General features: G+C 69.4%; 15 protein-coding genes and 1 pseudogene. 7 read left to right on the top strand and 9 right to left on the bottom strand.

Translation table 11 applies throughout. The features are described 5' to 3' along the window. Positions 1–165 precede the first annotated feature (165 nt). The 3 genes from JHY01_RS06480 to JHY01_RS06470 are packed head-to-tail and all read left to right on the top strand — an operon-like array spanning position 166 to position 2720. Complete coding sequence (locus JHY01_RS06480) at positions 166–846, top strand: HEAT repeat domain-containing protein (protein ID WP_240192461.1); 681 nt, start codon at positions 166–168, stop codon at positions 844–846. 3 nt (positions 847–849) lie between these two features. Next, complete coding sequence (locus JHY01_RS06475) at positions 850–1863, top strand: HEAT repeat domain-containing protein (protein ID WP_205324790.1); 1014 nt, start codon at positions 850–852, stop codon at positions 1861–1863. A 53-nt stretch (positions 1864–1916) separates the two neighbouring features. Further along, the gene (locus tag JHY01_RS06470; protein ID WP_205324788.1) at positions 1917–2720 is read left to right on the top strand and encodes a class I SAM-dependent methyltransferase; all 804 of its coding nucleotides are present in this window, start codon (positions 1917–1919) and stop codon (positions 2718–2720) included. A gap of 171 nt (positions 2721–2891) precedes the next feature. Here JHY01_RS06470 and JHY01_RS06465 read toward each other — a convergent pair whose 3' ends face one another. The 4 genes from JHY01_RS06465 to JHY01_RS06450 all read right to left on the bottom strand — a co-directional run bounded on the left by JHY01_RS06465 (position 2892) and on the right by JHY01_RS06450 (position 8814). Further along, a complete protein-coding gene (locus JHY01_RS06465) occupies positions 2892–4757 on the bottom strand; it encodes an ABC transporter ATP-binding protein (RefSeq protein ID WP_205324893.1) in 1866 nt (621 codons plus the stop codon). 2 nt (positions 4758–4759) lie between these two features. After that, a complete protein-coding gene (locus tag JHY01_RS06460; RefSeq protein WP_307814280.1) occupies positions 4760–6583 on the bottom strand; it encodes an ABC transporter ATP-binding protein in 1824 nt (607 codons plus the stop codon). An 88-nt stretch (positions 6584–6671) separates the two neighbouring features. Continuing rightward, the gene (locus tag JHY01_RS06455; protein WP_205324787.1) at positions 6672–7430 is read right to left on the bottom strand and encodes a tyrosine-protein phosphatase; all 759 of its coding nucleotides are present in this window, start codon (positions 7428–7430) and stop codon (positions 6672–6674) included. A gap of 166 nt (positions 7431–7596) precedes the next feature. Next, positions 7597–8814 carry a DUF349 domain-containing protein gene (locus JHY01_RS06450; RefSeq protein ID WP_205324786.1) on the bottom strand — a complete coding sequence of 406 codons (1218 nt, stop codon included), beginning with the start codon at positions 8812–8814 and terminating at the stop codon, positions 7597–7599. 115 nt (positions 8815–8929) lie between these two features. Between JHY01_RS06450 and miaA the strand changes: the two are divergent. After that, positions 8930–9856 (top strand): annotated as a pseudogene (gene miaA / locus JHY01_RS06445) (tRNA (adenosine(37)-N6)-dimethylallyltransferase MiaA); the annotation flags it as partial. A gap of 30 nt (positions 9857–9886) precedes the next feature. Here miaA and JHY01_RS06440 read toward each other — a convergent pair. The 5 genes from JHY01_RS06440 to nadA all read right to left on the bottom strand — a co-directional run bounded on the left by JHY01_RS06440 (position 9887) and on the right by nadA (position 15933). Further along, entirely contained in the window at positions 9887–10882 is a 996-nt protein-coding gene (locus tag JHY01_RS06440) for an aldo/keto reductase family protein (RefSeq protein ID WP_205324785.1), read from the bottom strand. A gap of 73 nt (positions 10883–10955) precedes the next feature. Continuing rightward, positions 10956–12035 (bottom strand): WG repeat-containing protein, encoded by a 1080-nt coding sequence (locus JHY01_RS27640; protein WP_205324784.1) that lies wholly within the window; start codon positions 12033–12035, stop codon positions 10956–10958. A 155-nt stretch (positions 12036–12190) separates the two neighbouring features. Continuing rightward, the gene (locus tag JHY01_RS06430) at positions 12191–12844 is read right to left on the bottom strand and encodes a DUF3043 domain-containing protein (protein WP_205324783.1); all 654 of its coding nucleotides are present in this window, start codon (positions 12842–12844) and stop codon (positions 12191–12193) included. A 208-nt stretch (positions 12845–13052) separates the two neighbouring features. Beyond that, complete coding sequence (gene murA / locus JHY01_RS06425; RefSeq protein WP_205324891.1) at positions 13053–14387, bottom strand: UDP-N-acetylglucosamine 1-carboxyvinyltransferase; 1335 nt, start codon at positions 14385–14387, stop codon at positions 13053–13055. A 379-nt stretch (positions 14388–14766) separates the two neighbouring features. Then, positions 14767–15933 carry a quinolinate synthase NadA gene (gene nadA, locus JHY01_RS06420; protein ID WP_205324782.1) on the bottom strand — a complete coding sequence of 389 codons (1167 nt, stop codon included), beginning with the start codon at positions 15931–15933 and terminating at the stop codon, positions 14767–14769. A gap of 138 nt (positions 15934–16071) precedes the next feature. Between nadA and JHY01_RS06415 the strand changes: the two genes are divergently transcribed. The 3 genes from JHY01_RS06415 to JHY01_RS06405 all read left to right on the top strand — a co-directional run bounded on the left by JHY01_RS06415 (position 16072) and on the right by JHY01_RS06405 (position 18661). Further along, complete coding sequence (locus JHY01_RS06415) at positions 16072–17175, top strand: glycerate kinase (RefSeq protein ID WP_205324781.1); 1104 nt, start codon at positions 16072–16074, stop codon at positions 17173–17175. Positions 17176–17323: 148 nt separating this feature from the next. Then, positions 17324–17695: an iron-sulfur cluster insertion protein ErpA gene (erpA, locus tag JHY01_RS06410; protein WP_205324780.1), complete on the top strand. Its 372-nt coding sequence runs from the start codon at positions 17324–17326 to the stop codon at positions 17693–17695. Positions 17696–17956: 261 nt separating this feature from the next. Next, on the top strand, positions 17957–18661 hold the full coding sequence (locus tag JHY01_RS06405; protein ID WP_205324779.1) for a PfkB family carbohydrate kinase: 705 nt from the start codon (positions 17957–17959) through the stop codon (positions 18659–18661). Positions 18662–18845 lie beyond the last annotated feature (184 nt).

Genomic DNA, 18845 nt, shown 5'->3' with positions numbered 1-18845 from the left:
TCGACCGCTTATGTCGTGTTGCCGACATTTCATTTTAAGATTGATCGATATCGTGAATTGACTCACGTAGATATCGGATCGTTGGCTGCGGGTACGCGGCATCGGTGGAGGATGCGTGGATCACCCCATGCTTGACATTGACACGATGTCAAGGCGTTCACTGGTGTGCAGGAGGTGGTTCCCATCAACACGGAACGCACGAACGCCCAGGCCACGCAGCTGACCGAGGCGCTGGCCGCCGGCGCCTCGTCGACGCGGCTCAAGGCCGCGCTCACGATCGGCACCGACGCCGATCCGGCCGTGCTCGAGGCCCTCGTGGCCCGCTGCGCCATCGAACCGGACTTCTACGTGCGCGACATGCTCACCTGGGCCCTGACCCGGCTCCCGGCGGACCTCACGGTCCCGCGCCTGCTCGCCGAGCTCGACTCGGACCGCTCGCAGGCCCGGAGCCAGGCCCTGCACACCCTGTCCAAGATCGGGGACCTCCGCGCCTGGCCGGCGATGACCCCGGCGCTCATACGCGACCCCGACGACGAGGTCGCCCGCGCCGCTTGGCGCGCCGCCGTCGCGGTCGTCCCCGAGGACCAGATGCGGGACCTGGCCGAGGAACTGGCCGCGCAGCTCGGTCGCGGCGAGCGCGAAGTGCAGCTCAGCCTGAGCCGGGCCATGATCGAGCTGGGCACCGTCATCGAGCCGATCCTTCAGCGCGCCTCGACCAGCGACGACCCAGTCGTCGCAGCCCACGCCGCCGCCACGGAACGGCTCCTGGAGGACCCGGACGCCTCCTTCGAACCGGCCGTGAAGGCGGCGAAGCGGATCTTCGCCCTCGGTGGGGAACGGAGCTGACGGATGCTCATCGGTGAGGTCGCACGACGCTCGGGGGTGAGCGCCCGGATGCTCAGGCACTACGAGACCCTCGGGCTGGTGCGGCCCACCGGCCGCACCGTCAGTGGATATCGCGAATACGCCGACGCGGACATCCAGCGGATCTTCCACGTGGAGAGCCTGCGGACCCTGGGCCTGTCGCTGCGCCAGATCGGCCAGGTCCTCGACGACCCGGGGTTCACCCCGTCCGCGCTCATCGGCGACCTCATCCGCGAGACCGAACGGCGCCTGGCCCGCGAACAGGAACTCCTCAGGCGCCTCCGCGCGGTCGACGCGTCGGAACCCGCGGGCTGGGAAGGAGTCCTGCGGATCGTCGAACTCCTGCGAGGCCTCGGCTCACCAAGCGCCGCAAGACGACAGCAGGCCGTCCTCGCTCCGGCGTCCGACATGCCCGCCCCGGTGCTGGCCGAGGCGGTCCTCAACGAACCCGATCCCCACGTCGCCGGAGCCCTCCGCTGGGCGCTGGCCCGAGTCGGCGACGACGTGGTGTCGGATCTCGCGCTCGGCCTGGCGAGCCATGACATCGAGGTGCGCCGCCGCGCGGTGCAGATGCTCGCCGAGATCCCCGGCGATGAAGCGACCGCGATCCTCGCCGACGCGCTCGCCGACCCGGACCCTCAGGTCCGCTGGCGAGCCGCGCTGGCTTCGGGCGCACGCGGCGACACCGAGGCCGTGCCCGTTCTCGTCACCATGATCGTGGCCGGCGAGAACGACGTCGAAGCGGCCGAAGTGCTGGGGGCGTTGGCAAGCGACCCGGAGCGGGCGGAACCGATCACGCAAGCGCTGACAAGCGAACTCGCCGCCCCGTCAGCGGACCACGCGGTTCGGATGCGGCTGGTCCAGGCCCTCGCCGAACTGCCGAGTCCCATCGCCCTGGCACTGCTGAGCAACCTGACCGAGGACGCGGACCGCACGGTCGCCCGCACCGCCGCCGCCCTCGCCGGAGTGATCGAAGGCCGGGCTTCGGAGGACACCTGAGCCACCGGAGCGACAGTGGAACGACGGTTGGATTCGTGCCAGAATCAGACGGTATGGAACAGGAACTCGACGTTCAGGCGAAGCGCGATCTCATGTACGGCGAGCTGGACCTCGGCTCGCTCTCGATCTTCTCGGGGTCGTTCATCAACTACGGGTACTGGGGCGAACTCGACCCCGCCCGCGAGATCTCGATCGAGGAGCGGACCGCCAGCCAGGCCGAGCTGTACCGGCAGGTCGTCTCGCGGCTCGAGCCCCGCGCGCGGGAGGCGCTGCTCGAACTCGGATCCGGCCTCGGCGTCGGAGCGGCGCTCGTCGCCCGCGAATTCAGCGTGCACGTGTCCGGGCTCGACCGGTCGGCCGCGCAGCTCGCCCGGGCCGCCGAGACCAACGACTTCACCTTGAAGGAGATGCCCGACCGGCTCTCGTTCCACCGGGGATCGGTCACCGAAATCCCCTGGGGTGACGGGTCTTTCGACGGCGTCTACGCCGTCGAGATGCTCCAGCACGTCGACGACCTCGCCGCCGTCGCCCGCGAAGCGCACCGGGTCCTCAAACCGGGCGGGCGATTCGCCGCCGCGACGTTCTTCGCGCCCGACGGCGCGGACACCGTGCCGGTCGTCGATCTCCTCGAGACCGTCGCCTCCGGCGTCGACATCATCAGGCCGGTGGGGGAGTTCGCCGCCGACCTCACCGCAGCCGGATTCGAGGTCACCGTGACCGCGATCGGCGAGCACGTGTGGCGCCAGTTCGACCGCTGGGTCGCCCAGACCGAGTACCGCGACTCGTGGGGCCGCAACTGGCTGCGCTGCTACGAGAACGGCTGGGTCGACTACTACCTCGTCACCGGTCACCGGTGAGGCGGAGCGCCGCCCCACCGGATCGCTGACGCCTCACCGCCGGTTCGGGAAGCGAACCGGCGCCGCCCGCGCCGTCGAACACCACCGTCCGGCCCTCCGCGAGCCACAACGCCACCGGGAAGCGCACGGCGGGACAGAGAAGACCCGGGCGGGCCGCGGCCCGCCCGGGACTCAGACGAGGCTGTCCTCCCACTGGCGGTGCAGGGTCGCGTATTCGCCGCCGTGGTCGATGAGCTCGTCCGGGTGGCCGTCCTCGATGATGCGGCCGTGCTCGAGCACGAGCACCCGGTCAGCGATCTCCACCGTGGACAACCGGTGGGCGATGATGATCGCCGTCCGGTCGGCCAGGATCGTGCGCAGCGCGCGCTGCACGAGCCGCTCCGAGGGGATGTCGAGCGACGAAGTCGCCTCGTCCAGGATCAGCACCCGCGGATCGGCGAGGAACGCCCGCGCGAACACCACGAGCTGCCGCTGCCCGGCCGAGAGCCGCCCGCCGCGCTTGCGCACGTGCGTGTCGTAGCCGTCCGGCAGCGCGTCGATGAACTCGTGCGCCCCCACGACCTCGGCCGCCTCGATGATCCGCTCCCGGCTCGCCCCCGGCCTGCCGAGCTCGATGTTCTCCGCGATCGTGCCGTTGAACAGGAAGTTCTCCTGCGTGATCATCACGATGTGCTCGCGCAGGTCTCGCTCGGTCAGGTCCCGCAGGTCCACCCCGTCGAGCGAGACCGTTCCGGCCTTCGGATCGTAGAAGCGGCTCACGAGCTTCGCGATCGTCGTCTTCCCCGCGCCCGTGGCGCCCACGAGCGCCACGGTCTGGCCGCCCGGGATGCGCAGGTCCAGGCCCGGCAGCACCACCTGGTCCTCCCGGTACTGGAAGCGCACGTCGTCGAACCGCAGCTCCCCGCGAGGACGCTCGATCGTGCGCGGCTCCTCCGGTTCGGCGACCTCCACCTCCTCGTCGAGGACACCGGAGATCTTCTCGAGCGCCGAAGTCGCCGACTGCAGCACGTTGTAGAACTGCACCAGCTCGTTCAGCGGGTCGAAGAACCGCTTCATGTACAGCAGGAACGCCGCGAGCACACCGACCTCGGTGTTGCCCTGCATGACCTGCCAGCCGCCGAACACCAGCACCACGACCGTGGCGAGGTGCCCGATGCCGCGCATCCCGCCGGACATGAACGCGTTCTGCTGGTGGCCCCTGGCCTGCGCGAACCGGTTGTCGGTGTTCAGACCCGCGAACAGCTCCCGGTCGCGCTCCTCGCGCCGGTACGCCTGCACCGCGCGCACCCCGCCCATCGACTCCACGAAGTAGACGATCAAGAGCGCCACGGTCTCGCGCGCCCGCCGGTACGCCAGCGTCGACACCCGGTTGAACCAGCGGCCCAGCAGTATCATCAACGGGAACGTCAACAGCGTCACCGCCGCCAGGCGCGGGTCGATCACCAGCATGACCACCGTGATCGTGACGACGTTGAGCCCGGCGAGCACCAGATCGTCGACGCCGTTCTCGGTCATCTCCCGGATCGACTCCATGTCGGAGCTCTGCCGCGCCGTCACCCGCCCCGAGGTGAACCGCTCGTGGAACGACACCGAAAGGTCCTGGAACTTGCGGAACACCCTGCCCCGCAGCGCGAACAGCATCGCGTTGCCGACCTTCGCCGACTGCGCGATGTAGAGCCGCACGCACACGTACTTGAGCACCGAGACGACCGCGAACGCCACCGCGATGCCGATCAGCACCGAATAGTCCCCGCGGTCGCGGATCGCCGGGATCGCGTTGTCGATCCCGAACATGACCAGCAGCGGCGTGGCCATGCTCGTGAAGTTCTGCACCAGCAGGATCCCGCACAGGAACGCGATCGCCTTCTTATGCGGCCGGATCATCGAACCCAGCAGCTTCCGCGACCGGCTCCGCAGCTCCTTGATCGACGCCGCGTCGTCCGATTCGGCGCTCGTGCGATCGGCCTCGGCCGACTCGGCCTGTCCCCGCCAGGAAACGTGCTTGTCAGCAGGCTTGCCAGCGGTCTCTTCGGTCATCGTCACGCCGCCATCTCCTCAGACTCCGCAGAGAGCACCTCGACGTATTCGGGGCTCGTGGCCATCAGCTCGGAATGCTTCCCGAACGCGGCGATGCGGCCCTCGTGCAGCAGCGCAACGCGGTCCGCGAGCGCCACCGTCGACGGCCGGTGCACCACGACGAGCGCCGTGGTCTCCCGCAGCACCTGCGCCAGCGCCTTCTCCACCAGCTCCTCGGTGTGCACGTCCAGTGCCGACAGCGGGTCGTCGAGCACCAGCACCGCGGGCCGCACGACCACGGCGCGGGCGAGCGCGAGGCGCTGGCGCTGGCCGCCGGAGAGCGAGAGGCCCTGCTCGCCGATGCGGGTGTCGAGTCCGTACGGCAGGTCGTGCACGAATTCGGCCTGCGCGACCCGAAGGGCCTCTTGGAGATCGGCCTCGTCCGCGTCGGGGCGGCCGAGCGCCAGGTTCTCGCGCACGCTCATCGAGAAGAGCGTCGCCTCCTCGAAGGCCGTGGTCACCACGGATCGCAGGTTCGCGAGCTGCAGGTCGCGGAGGTCCGTGCCGTCGAGCAGGATGCGACCGCCGGTGGGGTCGTTCAACCGGGACGGCAGCGACACGAGCGTCGACTTGCCCGATCCGGTCTTGCCCGCGATCGCGACGGTCTCGCCGGGCTTGACCCGCAGGTCGACGCCGCGCAGGATGTCGCGCGAGTCGTCCTCGTAGCCGAAGCGCACGCCTTCGAAGACGAGTTCGCCGCGCACCTGGCCGCGGTCGAGCGCCTTCGCGCCGGGCCGGTCCTTGATGGCCGGTTCGGTGTCGAAGACCTCGTAGACGCGGTCGGCGGCGGTCATGGCCTCGTTGCCGTGGGCCATGACCCAGCCGGAGGCCTCGATCGGCCACAGCAGCGCCAGTTGCAGCATGACGAACGCGGTCAGGTCGCCCACGGTCATTCGCCCTTCGGCGACCATCACCGAGCCGAAGACGAGGACCGCGCCGATCGCGGCGGTCGCGATCGCGTCGTAGCCCGACCAGGAACGGGAGGCGATGAGGCTCTTGCGGATGCCCCGGTCGCGCAGTTCGGCGGCCTCCTTCTCGAAGCGCGCCGCCATGAGCGGGCCGCGCCCGAGCGCCTTGATCGCGCGGATGCCGAGCGCGGATTCCTCGGCGGCGCTGGAGACCTCGCCGGACTGGTCCTGCTCGGACCTGGCCGCGGGCAGGTAGCCCTTGAAGAACTTGCGGCCGATGAGGAACAGCGGCACGGCCGAGGCCGCGACGATGAGGGCCAGGCGCCATTCGATGAACAGCAGCTGGCCCATGATGATCACGATCATGCCGATCGAGGTGATGGCGAAGACCAGGCCTCCGGCGAAGAACCGCCGGATCATGCCGAGGTCGGAGGTGACGCGGGCGAGGAGCTGCCCGGTCTGCCAGCGGTCGTGGAAGCCGGTGTGGAGCCGCTGGAGGTGCTCGTAGAGCCCGGCCCGCATGTCCGCCTCGATCGCCATCGCGGTCGTGGTCTGCATGTAGCGCCGGGAGAGCTGGAGGATCGCGTCGGCCGCGCCGAGGAGGGCGATGACGCCGACGATGATCCACAGGCCCCGCATGTCGCGGTCTGCGATCGGGCCGTCGATGGCCCTGCCGACCAGCGGGGGGATGGCCAGGCCGGAGGCGATGTTCAAGAGCACCATCGTCCACAGCAGCGCCAGCCGGAACCGGTAGGGGTACAGGTACTTCTTGATGCGCCACAGGTTCGTCAGCGCCGTCGTACGGGCAGGTGCCGGACGCTGCGGCTCGAGATCGTCTGTTTCGGACAGTTCTGGAGTTTTCAACCGCTCTGAGCCCACTCATCCACCGTACGAGCAGGGTATGACACCGGGCAATCGAATTTCACCTGCCGACCGGTAGGCGGCCGGCAGGTGAACGGTCCGCGTCCTATTGGAGCAGCAGGTCGCGCAGGTCGTCCGCGCCCTTGAACCCGGTCGCCTCGGCGTACCGCTCCATGGAACCGAAGCGGGCGTTGATCTCCCTGATGGTCTGGAGCATCGCCTCGGCCGGGGTGGCCAGGCCGCCCTCGACCTCCGGCTTCCCGAACTTCTCGTCGCGCCATGCGCGCCAGCGCGCCGAGCCGAACGAGGTGAGGGCGTAATCCGCGGCGATGTCCTCGTCGTCGACCCCGAGGATCGAGAGCAGGACCGCCGCGACGATCCCGGTGCGGTCCTTCCCGGCCATGCAGTGGAACACCACCGGTTCGCCGCTCGCGATCACTTCGAGCGAGTTGCGCACGGACAGGTACCCGGACTCCATCATCCCGGTGTAGCGGTGCCGGAGGAACTCGATCACCTCGGCCTCGTCCGAGACGCCGTTCACCCGCATCCCGATCTGCTCCCACTTGATGTGGAGCAGTTCGAAGTGGTGGAAATCGACGCCGTCGAGGTCCGGGAACCGGCCGGACTCGTCCCACTCCTCGGCCCGGCGCAGGTCGATCACGTGCTTCACGCCGAGGTGGTTGACGACGTGGTCGATATCGGCCTCGGTCGCGTTGCCGAAGTTGTCGGAGCGGAAGACCTGACCGGTCTTGACCTTCTTGCCGCCCAGGGCGTTCCAGCCGCCGACATCGCGGAGGTTGAACACGTTCTCGGTCGGGACGAACTGCGGGGGGAGCGTCTCCAGTGCGGTGTTATCCATGGCCATGGGCGACTGCCTTCCTTTCGACGGGGTGCGCGGCGGGGAACGGCGGGCAAAGCGAACGGCGTGAACCGGATCGGTCCACGCCGTTGTAGCCCTGTCCCATTATCCCGTTCCGTCGGCGAACGCGCTCACGCGTTCCCGCGAATCCCGGGACAACGGCAGATTTCGCCTACTTGGTTCCCTCCGCAAGCTGCAGGAACTGCTTCTTGCTCGCCAGGTCCGCTTCCGCCTTCTTGATGCGGCTCGCGTTCCCGTCGGCCTTCGCACGCTCCAGCTTCTCCTCGGCCTCGGCGACCTGCTGGCGCATCTGGAGCAGCAGCGGGTTCTTCTCGACCGGGACCTTGCGCCAGGCGGTGTCCAGCGCGTCGCGGAGCTTGTCCTCGACGTTGCGCAGGCGCCGCTGCAGCTTGGCCTGGTTCTTGCGCGGGACCGCGCCGATGTCGTGCCAGCCGGCCTGCAGCTCGCGGAACGCGTTCTGCGCGGCCTTCGGGTCGGCCTCGATGTCCAGCGCCTCGGCCTGCTTCAGGAGCTCTTCCTTCGCGGCCTGGTTGGCCTCGAGTTCCGCGTCGCGGGCCGAGAAGACCTCGGAGCGGGCGTTGAAGAACACGTCCTGCGCGGCCCGGAACCGCTTCCAGGCCTTCTGCTCGGCGTCGGGCGCCAGTCGCCCGGCGTCCTTCCACTCGGCCATGAGGCCCTTGAGCGCGTCGGCGGTCGGTCCCCAGTCGGTCGAGGTCGAGAGCGCCTCGGCGCGCGCGATCAGCTCTTCCTTCTTCTGCCCGATCACCTTGCGCTCGGCGTCGAGCTGCGAGAAGTAGGCGCCGCGGTGGCGCGTGAACGTGTCGCGGGCGGCGGAGAACCGGCGCCACAGCTTCTGGTCGGTCTTCCGGTCGACCCCGTGGATCGCCTTCCACTCCTCGATGATCTCCGAGAAGCGGGCGCCCGAGGCCTTCCAGTGGCTGTCCTTCGCCGCGAGCTCCTCCGCCTCGGCCACGAGGGCCTCCTTGGCGGCGACCGCTTCGGCGCGCTCGGCGTCCTTCGCGGCCTTGAACTCGCCGAGCTTGTCCTCGGCGTGCTTGGACAGGCCGTCGAGGCGCGCGGCGAGGGCGTCGACGTCCCCGACCACGGCCGCGGTGTCGAGGCCTTCGCGGAGCTTGCGCAGCTGCGAGGCGGCCTGCTCGACGTCGGCGGACTCCGAGTTCAGACGGGCGGCGATGAGATCGACTTCGACCACGAGGTCGGCGTACTTGCGCGCGAAGTGCGCGAGGCCCTCCTCCGTGGAGCCGGCCTGCCACGAGCCGACCGCGCGCTCGCCGGAGGAGGTTTTCACATAGACCGTGCCGTCGGCGTCAACGCGGCCGAAGCTGGTCCAGTCTCCGAGGTCACTCATCGCGGTAATCTCAAATCCTTCACACGAACTTAGGGACGTACTTCCCGTACCTTACGGTGGTTGACGGGTCTCCGCCAGCCGGGTGGTCGCCGCTCGAACCGAAGGGGTCGTTCAGTTGGGCTCTGCAACGCACGCCGGCAGCCTCCCCACCCTACAGCCGCCGGTGATCGCCGTCGTAGGCCCCACCGCGGCGGGGAAGACCGCGCTGTCGGTCGCGCTGGCGGAAGCACTGGACGGCGAGGTGGTGAACGCCGACTCGATGCAGCTCTACCGGGGCATGGACATCGGGACCGCGAAGATCACCGAGTCCGAGAAGCGCGGTGTCCCCCATCATGTCTTCGACGTCCTGGACGTCACCGAACCGGCCGATGTGGCCAGTTACCAGCGCCTCGCCCGGGAGGCGATCGCGGACATCCGCTCCCGCGGGAAGCGCCCGGTCCTCGTCGGCGGCTCCGGACTCTATGTGCAGGCCGCGCTCGACGAGATGGACTTCCCCGGCACCGACCCGGTGATCCGGGCCCGGCTCGAGGCCGAATTGGAGCGGGAGGGCCCAGCGGCCCTCTGGGAGCGCCTGAAGGCGCTCGACGCCGCCGCCGCGAAGGCGATCCTGCCCTCGAACGGCCGCCGTGTCGTGCGCGCCCTGGAGGTCGTGGAGCTCACCGGCTCGTTCACCGCGAGCCTGCCCGTGCCGAAGGCCCATTTCGAGGCGATCCGCATCGGCGTCGACCTCGACACCGCGGTCCTCGACGAGCGCATCGAGCGCCGCGTGCGGCACATGTGGGACGCCGGGCTCCTCGACGAGGTCCGCGCGCTCGAGTCACGGGGCCTGCGCGAAGGCCGCACCGCGTCCCGCGCCCTCGGCTACCAGCAGGTCCTCGCCCATTTCTCGGGCGAATACGACGAAGCCGAAGCCTTCCGTCTCACGGTGCAGGGCACGCGCCGCTTCGTGCGCCGCCAGCGCTCCTGGTTCAGAAGAGACGGCCGCATCGAGTGGCTCGATGCGGCCGTTCCTGAGCTCCTACCGCTCGCACTCGCGACGATCGAGTCGCGGTCGGGCGTCGCGAAGCGCTCGTTACGCGCGGGGGTTCGGGGCGGTGGTCTCCTTCGGGTCGGTCACGGCGACCGGCTCGAGGAGCTTGTTGATCTCGTCCATGACCTCGGCGTCGAGCTTGACGCCGACGGCCTTGACGTTCTCGACGACCTGCTCGGGACGGGTCGCGCCGATGATCGCGGCGGACACGTTCGAGTGCTGCAGCACCCACGCGAGGCTCAGCTGCGCGATGGTGAGGCCCTGCTTCTCGGCGATCGGGCCGAGCTGCTGAACGCGCGTGAGCACGTCGTCGTTCATCCAGCCCTCGACGAAGCGGCCGAACTTGGGGTCGGCGCCGCGCGAGCCCGCGGGAGCGTCCTGGCCCGGCTTGTACTTGCCGGAGAGGACGCCGCCGGCCAGCGGCGACCAGACGATCTGGCCGATGCCGAGCTCCTCGGAGGCCGGGACGACCTCGGCCTCGATGACCCGCCACAGGGCGGAGTACTGCGGCTGGCTCGACACGAGCTGGATCTTCAGCTCCTTGGCGAGCGCCGCACCGGCGCGGATCTGGTCGGCGGTCCACTCGGAGACGCCGATGTAATGGGCCTTGCCGGAGTGCACGACGTCGGCGAACGCCTGCATGGTCTCCTCGAGCGGCGTCTCGACGTCCCAGCGGTGGGCCTGGTACAGCTCGACGCGGTCGGTCTGGAGGCGCCGCAGCGAGTTGTCGATCGACTCCTTGATGTGCTTGGTCGAGAGGCCGCGGTCGTTCTTGCCCGGGCCCATCGGCCAGTAGACCTTGGTGAAGATCTCCAGCCCGTCGCGGCGCTGGTCCTTCAGCGCGCGGCCGAGGACCTCTTCAGCGGCGCCCTGCGCGTAGACGTCGGCGGTGTCGAAGGTGGTGATGCCGGCTTCGAGGGCGGCGTTCACGCACGCGACGGCGGCGTCCTCTTCCACCTGCCTGCCGTGGGTGATCCAGTTGCCGTAGACCAGTTCGGAAATGACGAGGCCTGAACGGCCGAGATGACGAAACTCCATGTCCAAGAGATTACCTGCCGCGCGGCTAGCGTCAACGACTCGAGTGTCACAGGCAGGCGAACGGACGGTGCGGCTACAGCGGCCCGTCGTCGATCGAGACGGCCGCGTCGAGCATCCGCAGCGCCTCGGCCCGGTCGGCCCGCAGCGGCACGATCTCGTTGCCGTCCAAGCCGAGTGCGCCCCACGAGTACCCGTCGGAGGCGAGGAAGCCGGAGGGGTGCACCTCGACGCGCTGGTAGCGCGGGGGCACGACGACGCGCCCGGTCTTGTGCACGACGAGCACGCGCCCGCGCTGGGCGGCGACGGCGACGCCGTTGACGAACCCGGTGACGGTGCGCCCGTCGGCGGTGGGGGTCTCCATGGAGGTGTAGAGCATCGGGACGACGACGGTGCCGGTGCGGTCGATCGCGCCCCAGTCGGCCTGGCGCACGGCGGCCACACCGCCGCGGAAGTCCCCGGCCTGGCTGAACGCGGCCTGCACGACCGGCCGTCCGTCCACGCCGAGGTACCCGAAGCGCCCGGTCTGCGGGTCCTGGAACCGGTCGGGGGCGGGGTGCCCGGCGCGTTCGGGCCAGCCGCGCGGCGGCGGCCCGAAGCCGGCCTTCGCGGCGTGCTCCTCGATGAGCGAGAGGGCGGTCTCGACGATCTGCATGACGAACCCGTGCGGGTTCTGCTCGGAGGCGCGCTGCACGTGGATGAGCGATTCGGTGATGCGCCCCTGCGCGATGCAGGAGAGGCCGGCGTAGGCCCGCACGGCGCCGGTGAGCGTCCTCGGCAGCTCTCCGGCCTCGGCGAGCGCGAACAGCTGGTCGGCCTCCTCGAAGCGGCCGCGCACGCGCAGCACCTGCGCCAGCCGCGCCCTCGCGGGGGCCAGCAGGAGGTCGGCGCCGACCGCTTCGGCGTACTTGACGGCCGCGGCGGCGTCGACTTCGGCGCCGTCGAAGTCGCCGAGCACGCGCAGGATCACGGCTCGCACGCCGAGCAGCCGCGACTGGTCGGCCTCGACCGCGGACCGGGCGAGGCGCATGGTCGCCTCTTCACGGATCTGCTGGAGGGCGACGGTGTCGGCGATCGCGTGCCGCATGGTGGCGCGATCGAGTGGGCCGAGGGCGCGGAACAGCCCCGCCCGCAAGTCCGCCGCGACATCCACCACGTTGACTACTTTCCGGGGTCAGAGAGGGCTACGACAATTCGAGGGTAGGCCATGGGAGACCCGGGAACGACAGCAGAACGATCCCGGGCCGGACCGGTGCAAAGCGGACAGCCCCTCGACGACGCCTGCGAGTCGTGGAGCAGCCCGCGCCCGTCCTACTTGACGACCTTGCCGAGGTCGTCTTCCTTCGCCTTGTAGCTCATGCGCGGCCGCGGGTTGCGCATCGAGCGGGGCATGATGCTCCGCTGGATCGCGTACCAGTACAGGGCGCCCATGCGCTGCTCGGTCCTCGGGTGGCGCTTGGTCACGATCCGCTTCACGCGGCGCGCCAGCAGGACCGATTCGAACACGATGACGGCCGTCATCACGAGGAGCGCGATGAACAGGTAGCTCTGGAGCTGCACCGATCCGGTGGAGAGGATCAGGATCGCGAACGCGCCGAACATGTAGTACTGGCCGACGGACCAGCGCGAGTCCACGATGTCGCGCACCAGGAGCCGCTCGGCTCCGCGGTCGCGCGGCAGGTGGTACTTGTCGAAGAGCGGGTCGCCCTTCCACTGGCCCTCGGCGATGCGGGAGCGCTCGGCGCGGAGGTCGTCCTTCGCCTGCTTCTTCTGCTCCTTGGTGAGCGGCCCGGCCTTCTTCTGGGCCTCCCGCTTCTCCTTCGCGGTCAGCGGGGGGTTGGCCGGGGGGCGCGCCTTGGACTGGTTGGGCCGCTTGGGAGTGGCCTTCCCCTTCTTGTCGGTGGCGGAAGCCGGCTGGGTTTCCTCGGGGGCAGGTGTCTCCGCCTGCACGGACTTCTTCGCCACGGACTTAAGGCCTTCCTCGACTCGCTGCGGGATGCTGCCCTCCAAGCATACCTACGCGGATTCGCCTGACTCCGGCTCAGCTCGTCCGGACGGTCTCAGCTCGGTTACGGCTTGCGGACTGTGCCGAGGGCGATCGGCTACGGCCCGCAAGCCGCGCAGAGGGTGTTCGATCGCGGCTCGCGAGCTTCGCCGACGTGCTCGGCCTCGGCTACGCGAGCGTCGCCGAGGCCGGCCGTTCGATCTTCGCGCCGAGACCGACGAGCTTCGCCTCGAAGTTCTCGTAGCCGCGCGTGATGTAGCGGTCGACGCCGTAGACGCGCGAGGTGCCCTCGGCGGCCATCGCGGCGATGAGGTGGCTGAACCCGGCGCGCAGGTCGGGGATCTGGAGGTCGGCGGCGTGCAGCTTCGAGGGCCCGGCGATGACGGCCGAGTGCAGGAAGTTGCGGCGGCCCCAGCGGCACGGCGTGCCGCCCAGGCAGTCCGAGTACAGCTCGATGTTCGCGCCCATGCGGCGCAGCTCGGAGGTGTAGCCGAAACGGTTCTCGTACACCGTCTCGTGCATGATCGACAGGCCGTCGGCCTGCGTCAGCGCCACGACGATCGGCTGCTGCCAGTCGGTCATGAGCCCGGGGTGCACGTCGGTCTCGAGCGCGACCGGCTTGAGCGGGGTGCCCGGGTGCCAGAAGCGGATGCCGCCCTCGATCGGGTCGTCGTTCACGTCGTACGCGCCGCCGATGGAGCGGAACACGTTGAGGAACGTCATCATGTCGGCCTGCTGCGCGCCGCGCACGAACACGCTGCCCTGGGTGGCGAGCGCCGCCGAGGCCCACGAGGCGGCCTCGATGCGGTCGGGCAGGGCCCGGTGCGAGTAGCCCTTGAGCTCCTCCACGCCCACGATCTCGATCACGCGGTTGGTGTGGACCTTGATGATCGCGCCCATCTTCTGCAGGATGCAGATGAGGTCGATGATCTCCGGCTCGATCGCGGCGTTGCGCAGTTCCGTGGTGCCCTTGGCCATCACGGCGGTGAGCAGCACCTGCTCGGTGGCGCCGACGGACGGGAACTCAAGCTCGTAGCGAATGCCGTGGAGGCCGTTGGGGGCCGAGAGGTGCGTGCCGTCGGCGCCCTTCTCGACGACCGCTCCGAACTTGCGGAGCGCGTCGAGGTGGAAGTCGATAGGGCGACCACCGATGTTGCATCCGCCCAGGTCGGGGATGAAGGCGCGGCCGAGGCGGTGCAGGAGGGGCCCGCACAGGAGGATCGGGATGCGGCTCGTCCCGGCGTGGACGTTGATCTCCTCCACGCCGGCGGACTCGACCGAGGTGGGGTCCATGTAGAGCGTGTCGCCGTCGAGATCGACGTCGACGCCGTGGACGCGGAGGAGCCCCGTCACGACCTCGACGTCGCGGATGGCGGGCACCGAGCGCAGTACTGAGGGGGAGGTGCCCAGCAGGGCGGCGACCATGGCCTTGGAGACGAGGTTCTTCGCACCGCGGACCTGGACCTCGCCGTCGAGGGGGGTGCCGCCGTGGATGATCAGCATGTCTTCGGCGGGCGCGGTTTCAGGGGTGGCGTCGGTGCTGCTCAAGAGGTCTCCTCGGTGGGTGGAGTTCTGGGACTGAAGCCGGGAACTGGGAGTGAATCGTAAGGCGGTGGACGCCTCGATTGCACTCGGCGGACCAACGATAACGGAACGGGCACGGGGAAAACGCCCAGGTAGCGACATAACCCACGGTGATCATGCGCACCGGAAACGCCGCAACGCGCGAACCCGGCGAAGCCCCCGCTCATTCATGGCTTGGAAGCGGCGCTTCATGGCCGGGAAGCGGCGCCGAGGTGAACGCCCGACGCGGGCCGCTGCGAGCCCCTCCAGGGACACGCGGCGACCCGCGTCGGCGGTTGCACTTGTGACGGCACTCGCGCTACGGCAGCGCGAGCATCCGGTCGAGCGCCTCGCGCGCGTGACCGGCGGTCTCGGCGTCCACGGTGATCGTGTTCGGCACCCGCCCGGCCACGAGCTCCTCGAGCGCCCACACCAGGTGCGGCAGGTCGATCCGGTTCATGGTGGAGCAGTAGCAGACCGTCTTGTCCAGGAACGAGATCTTCTTGTCCGGGAACTGGTTCGCCAAGCGGCGCACCAGGTTCAGCTCGGTGCCGATGGCCCACGACGAGCCCGGCTCGGCCGCTTCGAGCTGCTTGATGATGTACTCGGTCGAGCCCACGAAGTCCGCGGCCTCGACGACCTCGTGCTTGCATTCGGGGTGCACCAGGATGTTGACCTCGGGGTCGAGGCGGCGCATCTCCTCCACGCACTCGAGCGTGAAGCGCCCGTGGACCGAGCAGTGGCCCTTCCACAGGATGATCTTGGCGTTCCGCAGCTCCTCGTCGGTGAGGCCGCCGTTCGGCTTGTGCGGGTTGTAGAGCACGCAGTCCTCGAGCGAATAGCCCATCTCGCGGACCATCGTGTTGCGGCCCAGGTGCTGGTCGGGCAGGAACAGGACCTTCTCGCCCTGGTCGTAGGCCCACCGCAGCGCCCGCTCGGCGTTCGAGGAGGTGCACACGAGGCCGCCTTCACGGCCCACGAAGCCCTTGATCGCGGCCGTCGAGTTCATGTAGGTCACCGGCACGGTGACGTCGGCGATCCCGATGCGCCCCAGGTCCTCCCAGCACTGCTCGACCTGCGAGGCGGTGGCCATGTCGGCCATGGAACAGCCCGCTGCCAGGTCGGGCAGGATGACCTGCTGGTGCTCGCCGGTGAGGATGTCGGCGCTCTCGGCCATGAAGTGCACGCCGCAGAACAGGATGTACTCGGCGTCGGGCCGCGCGGCGGCCTGCTGGGCGAGTTTGAACGAGTCGCCGGTGACGTCGGCGAACTGGATCACCTCGTCGCGCTGGTAGTGGTGGCCCAGGATGAAGACGTTGCCGCCGAGCGCCTCCTTGGCGGCGCGGGCGCGTTCGACCAGGTCGGGGTCGGAGGGCGCGGGCAGTTCACCGGGGCAGTCGACGCCGCGCTCGGAGCCGGAGTCGGTGCCGCGTCCCAGGAGCAGGAGCGCGGTCTGAGTGGAAGCAGGTTCGTTGAAGCCCGTCATGGCGGCAATGGTAAACCTTTTCGAGCCCTTCCCGGTCTCCCTGAATCCGCCATGCGGACAAGCCGTCCACAGGCTGGGCTCTCCGGTCACCCGGCAAGCGGTTACACCCTGGTTCGGGGCATCCACTAGGCTCTTGGTGTGCGCATCCTCATAGCTCCCGACAAGTTCGCCGGCACCATGAGCGCCGCCGAAGCCGCCGACGCCGTCGCCGCGGGCTGGCGCCGCGCCCGGCCCGACGACACCGCGGTCACGCTGCCGCTCGCCGACGGCGGCCCCGGCTTCGTCGACGTCCTCGCCCACGCCATCCCCGGCGCGCTCCGCCGCACCGTGGCGACCTGCGACCCGCTCGGCCGCCCCGTCAAGGCCGACTACCTGCGCGACGGCGAGACCGCGTACATCGAATCGGCCGCCGCCTGCGGACTCCACCTCCTCGAAGCGGCCGAACGCGACCCGCGCCGCACCACCACCTACGGGCTCGGCCTCATCGTCGCCGACGCGATCGAGACCGGCGCCCGCCGCATCGTCGTCGGCCTCGGCGGCTCGGCCACCAACGACGCCGGCGCCGGGATGCTCACCGCCCTCGGCCTCACCCTCCTCGACTCGACCGGCGCCGCACTGCCCTACGGCGGCGGCGTGCTCTCGGCCTGCACCGACATCGAAGGCCACGCCCGCACCCGCGGCGTCGAGTTCGTCGCGGCCACCGACGTCGACTCGCCGCTCCTCGGCCCCCACGGCGCGACCTACATGTTCGGCCCGCAGAAGGGCGCGAGCGGCAACGCGCTGCCGTTCCTGGAGATGTCCCTCTCGTCCTTCGCCGAACTCGCCGAGCGCCGTCTCGGCCCGGTCGGCGCCTCCGAGCTGCCCGGCGCCGGAGCCGCCGGCGGGCTCGGCTTCGCGTTCTTCCTCCTCGGCGGCCACCGTGAATCGGGCGCCCGCCTCACCTGCGACGCAGTCGGTCTCGACGCCCAGATCGCCGAAGCCGACCTCGTCATCACCGGTGAGGGCTCCTTCGACGCCCAGAGCCTGCGCGGCAAGCTCGCCGCCGAGGTCGCCTCCGGCGCGAGCGCCCACGGGAAGCCCTGCCTGGTCATGGCCGGCCGGTCCGACGTCGAGGGCCACCCCGACCTCGCGGGCGTCCATTCGGTCACCGACCTCCTCGGCAGCTCCGAGGCCGCCATGCGCGAACCCGTGCAGGGCCTCACTTCACTCGCCGAGAAGGTGGCGGAGGAATGGCAGGAGTAGGTACGGTCGAGGACTGGTCATCAGGACACGTCACACCTCCGGGTATGTGACCTCCGGAATAACGACACACGCGAAGCCGTTGGGTACTGTTGACCTGTCGAAGAGACCCGATCGACTTGGATCTCGCACACACACGAGGGAGTTGCCAGTGAGCGCCACCCAGCAGGCCGACGACGTCAAGGACAACGCCACCAAGGTCGGCGTCGTGCTCACGGAAGCGGCCGCCACCAAGGTCAAGGCCCTGATCGAGCAGGAAGGCGAGGAAGGCCTGCGCCTGCGCGTAGAGGTCAGCCCCGGCGGCTGTTCCGGCCTGCGCTACGGCCTGTACTTCGACACCGACGTGCGCGAGGGCGACACCGTCCAGGACTACGAAGGCTTCGGCGTCGTGGTCGACAAGATGAGCATCCCCTACCTCATCGGTGCCAGCATCGACTTCGCCGACCGCATCGACGCCCAGGGCTTCACCATCGACAACCCGAACGCCCAGGGCTCCTGCGCCTGCGGCGACTCCTTCCACTAAGGGGTAAGGGTCCGCTGTGGCCCGGCAGGGACTCCTGAGAGAAGAACTGGACTGCGGTTCACGCCTCGCACGTGCCGCTTCGCTCAAAGCACGAGCTTCGCTACGAAGCCTTGCCAGTCTTCCACTCAGAAGCCCCCTATGGCCCGGCTGGTGACCCGACCGCCGTTCTACTCCAGCCCGGTCGCACGCTCTGCGTCGACCGGGCTGCGTTATTGTTTGTCGCTTTCCGCATGTCCCCGACCATTAACGAGGACTCTCCCAGTGCCACTTGTCGTGCAAGGCATGAAGACCGCCGTCACCGGATCGACCGCTGAAACGGTCGGCCACGGCATGAGCCGACTCGGCCAAGCGCCGGTCGTGATCGACGGCGAAGAACTCGACCTCATCGAGGTCATGGAGCGCGGCGGCACCCTCCGCCTCGTCCACATCGGGCCTGGCGAGGCCAAAGCCATGCACGCCTACGCCGACCAGTGCCGCGACCTCGGCCTCGAGTTCAGCGCCGACCCCGGCGAGCTCGAAGGCGAAGAGGCCGTGGACTTCCTGACCGGCGCCAAGTTCCTCGTCACGAGCCAGGACCGGTACCAGCTGCTGCAGGCCACCACCGGCCTGAGCGACGACGAGATCCTGGAGCGGGTGCGCGTCCGCGTGACCACACTCGACCAGGACGGCGTCGAGATCGCCGGCCACGACATCGAACGCGTCCGCGTGCCCTTCCCGCGCGCCCGCGAGATCATCGACCCCGCCGGTGCGGGCGACGCCTTCACCGCCGGCCTCCTGGCCGGCCTGGGCTGGGGGATGGGCCTGCGCCGTGCGGCGGAGGTCGGCTCGCAGATGACCGCGCTCGCCCTCGAATCCATAGGGCCGCAAGGTTATGCCGTGAACCCGGTCGAGTTCGTGCACCGGCTGGAGCAGTCCTACGGCCCGGCCGCCGCGGCCGAGGCCTCCGCGTACCTGCTGCCGGAGTGATCCCCAAGCGCCTCTTGAATGTTCAGAGGAAACACGCGTCTCAGAAATTGGGATTACAGAGGCAATACGGACGAAACAATTGCAGCCCAAGGTCTCTGCCAACCGTCTGCACGGTAACGATTTCACAACGCACTCTATCTTTTAGGGGTGTTGTACGCCATGGTGTGAGTTATCCCACGACCCA

Source organism: Glycomyces sp. YM15 (assembly GCF_016918015.1).
In the GTDB taxonomy this organism is placed as follows: domain Bacteria; phylum Actinomycetota; class Actinomycetes; order Mycobacteriales; family Micromonosporaceae; genus Glycomyces.
This window is presented reverse-complemented; position numbering and strand designations above follow the sequence as displayed.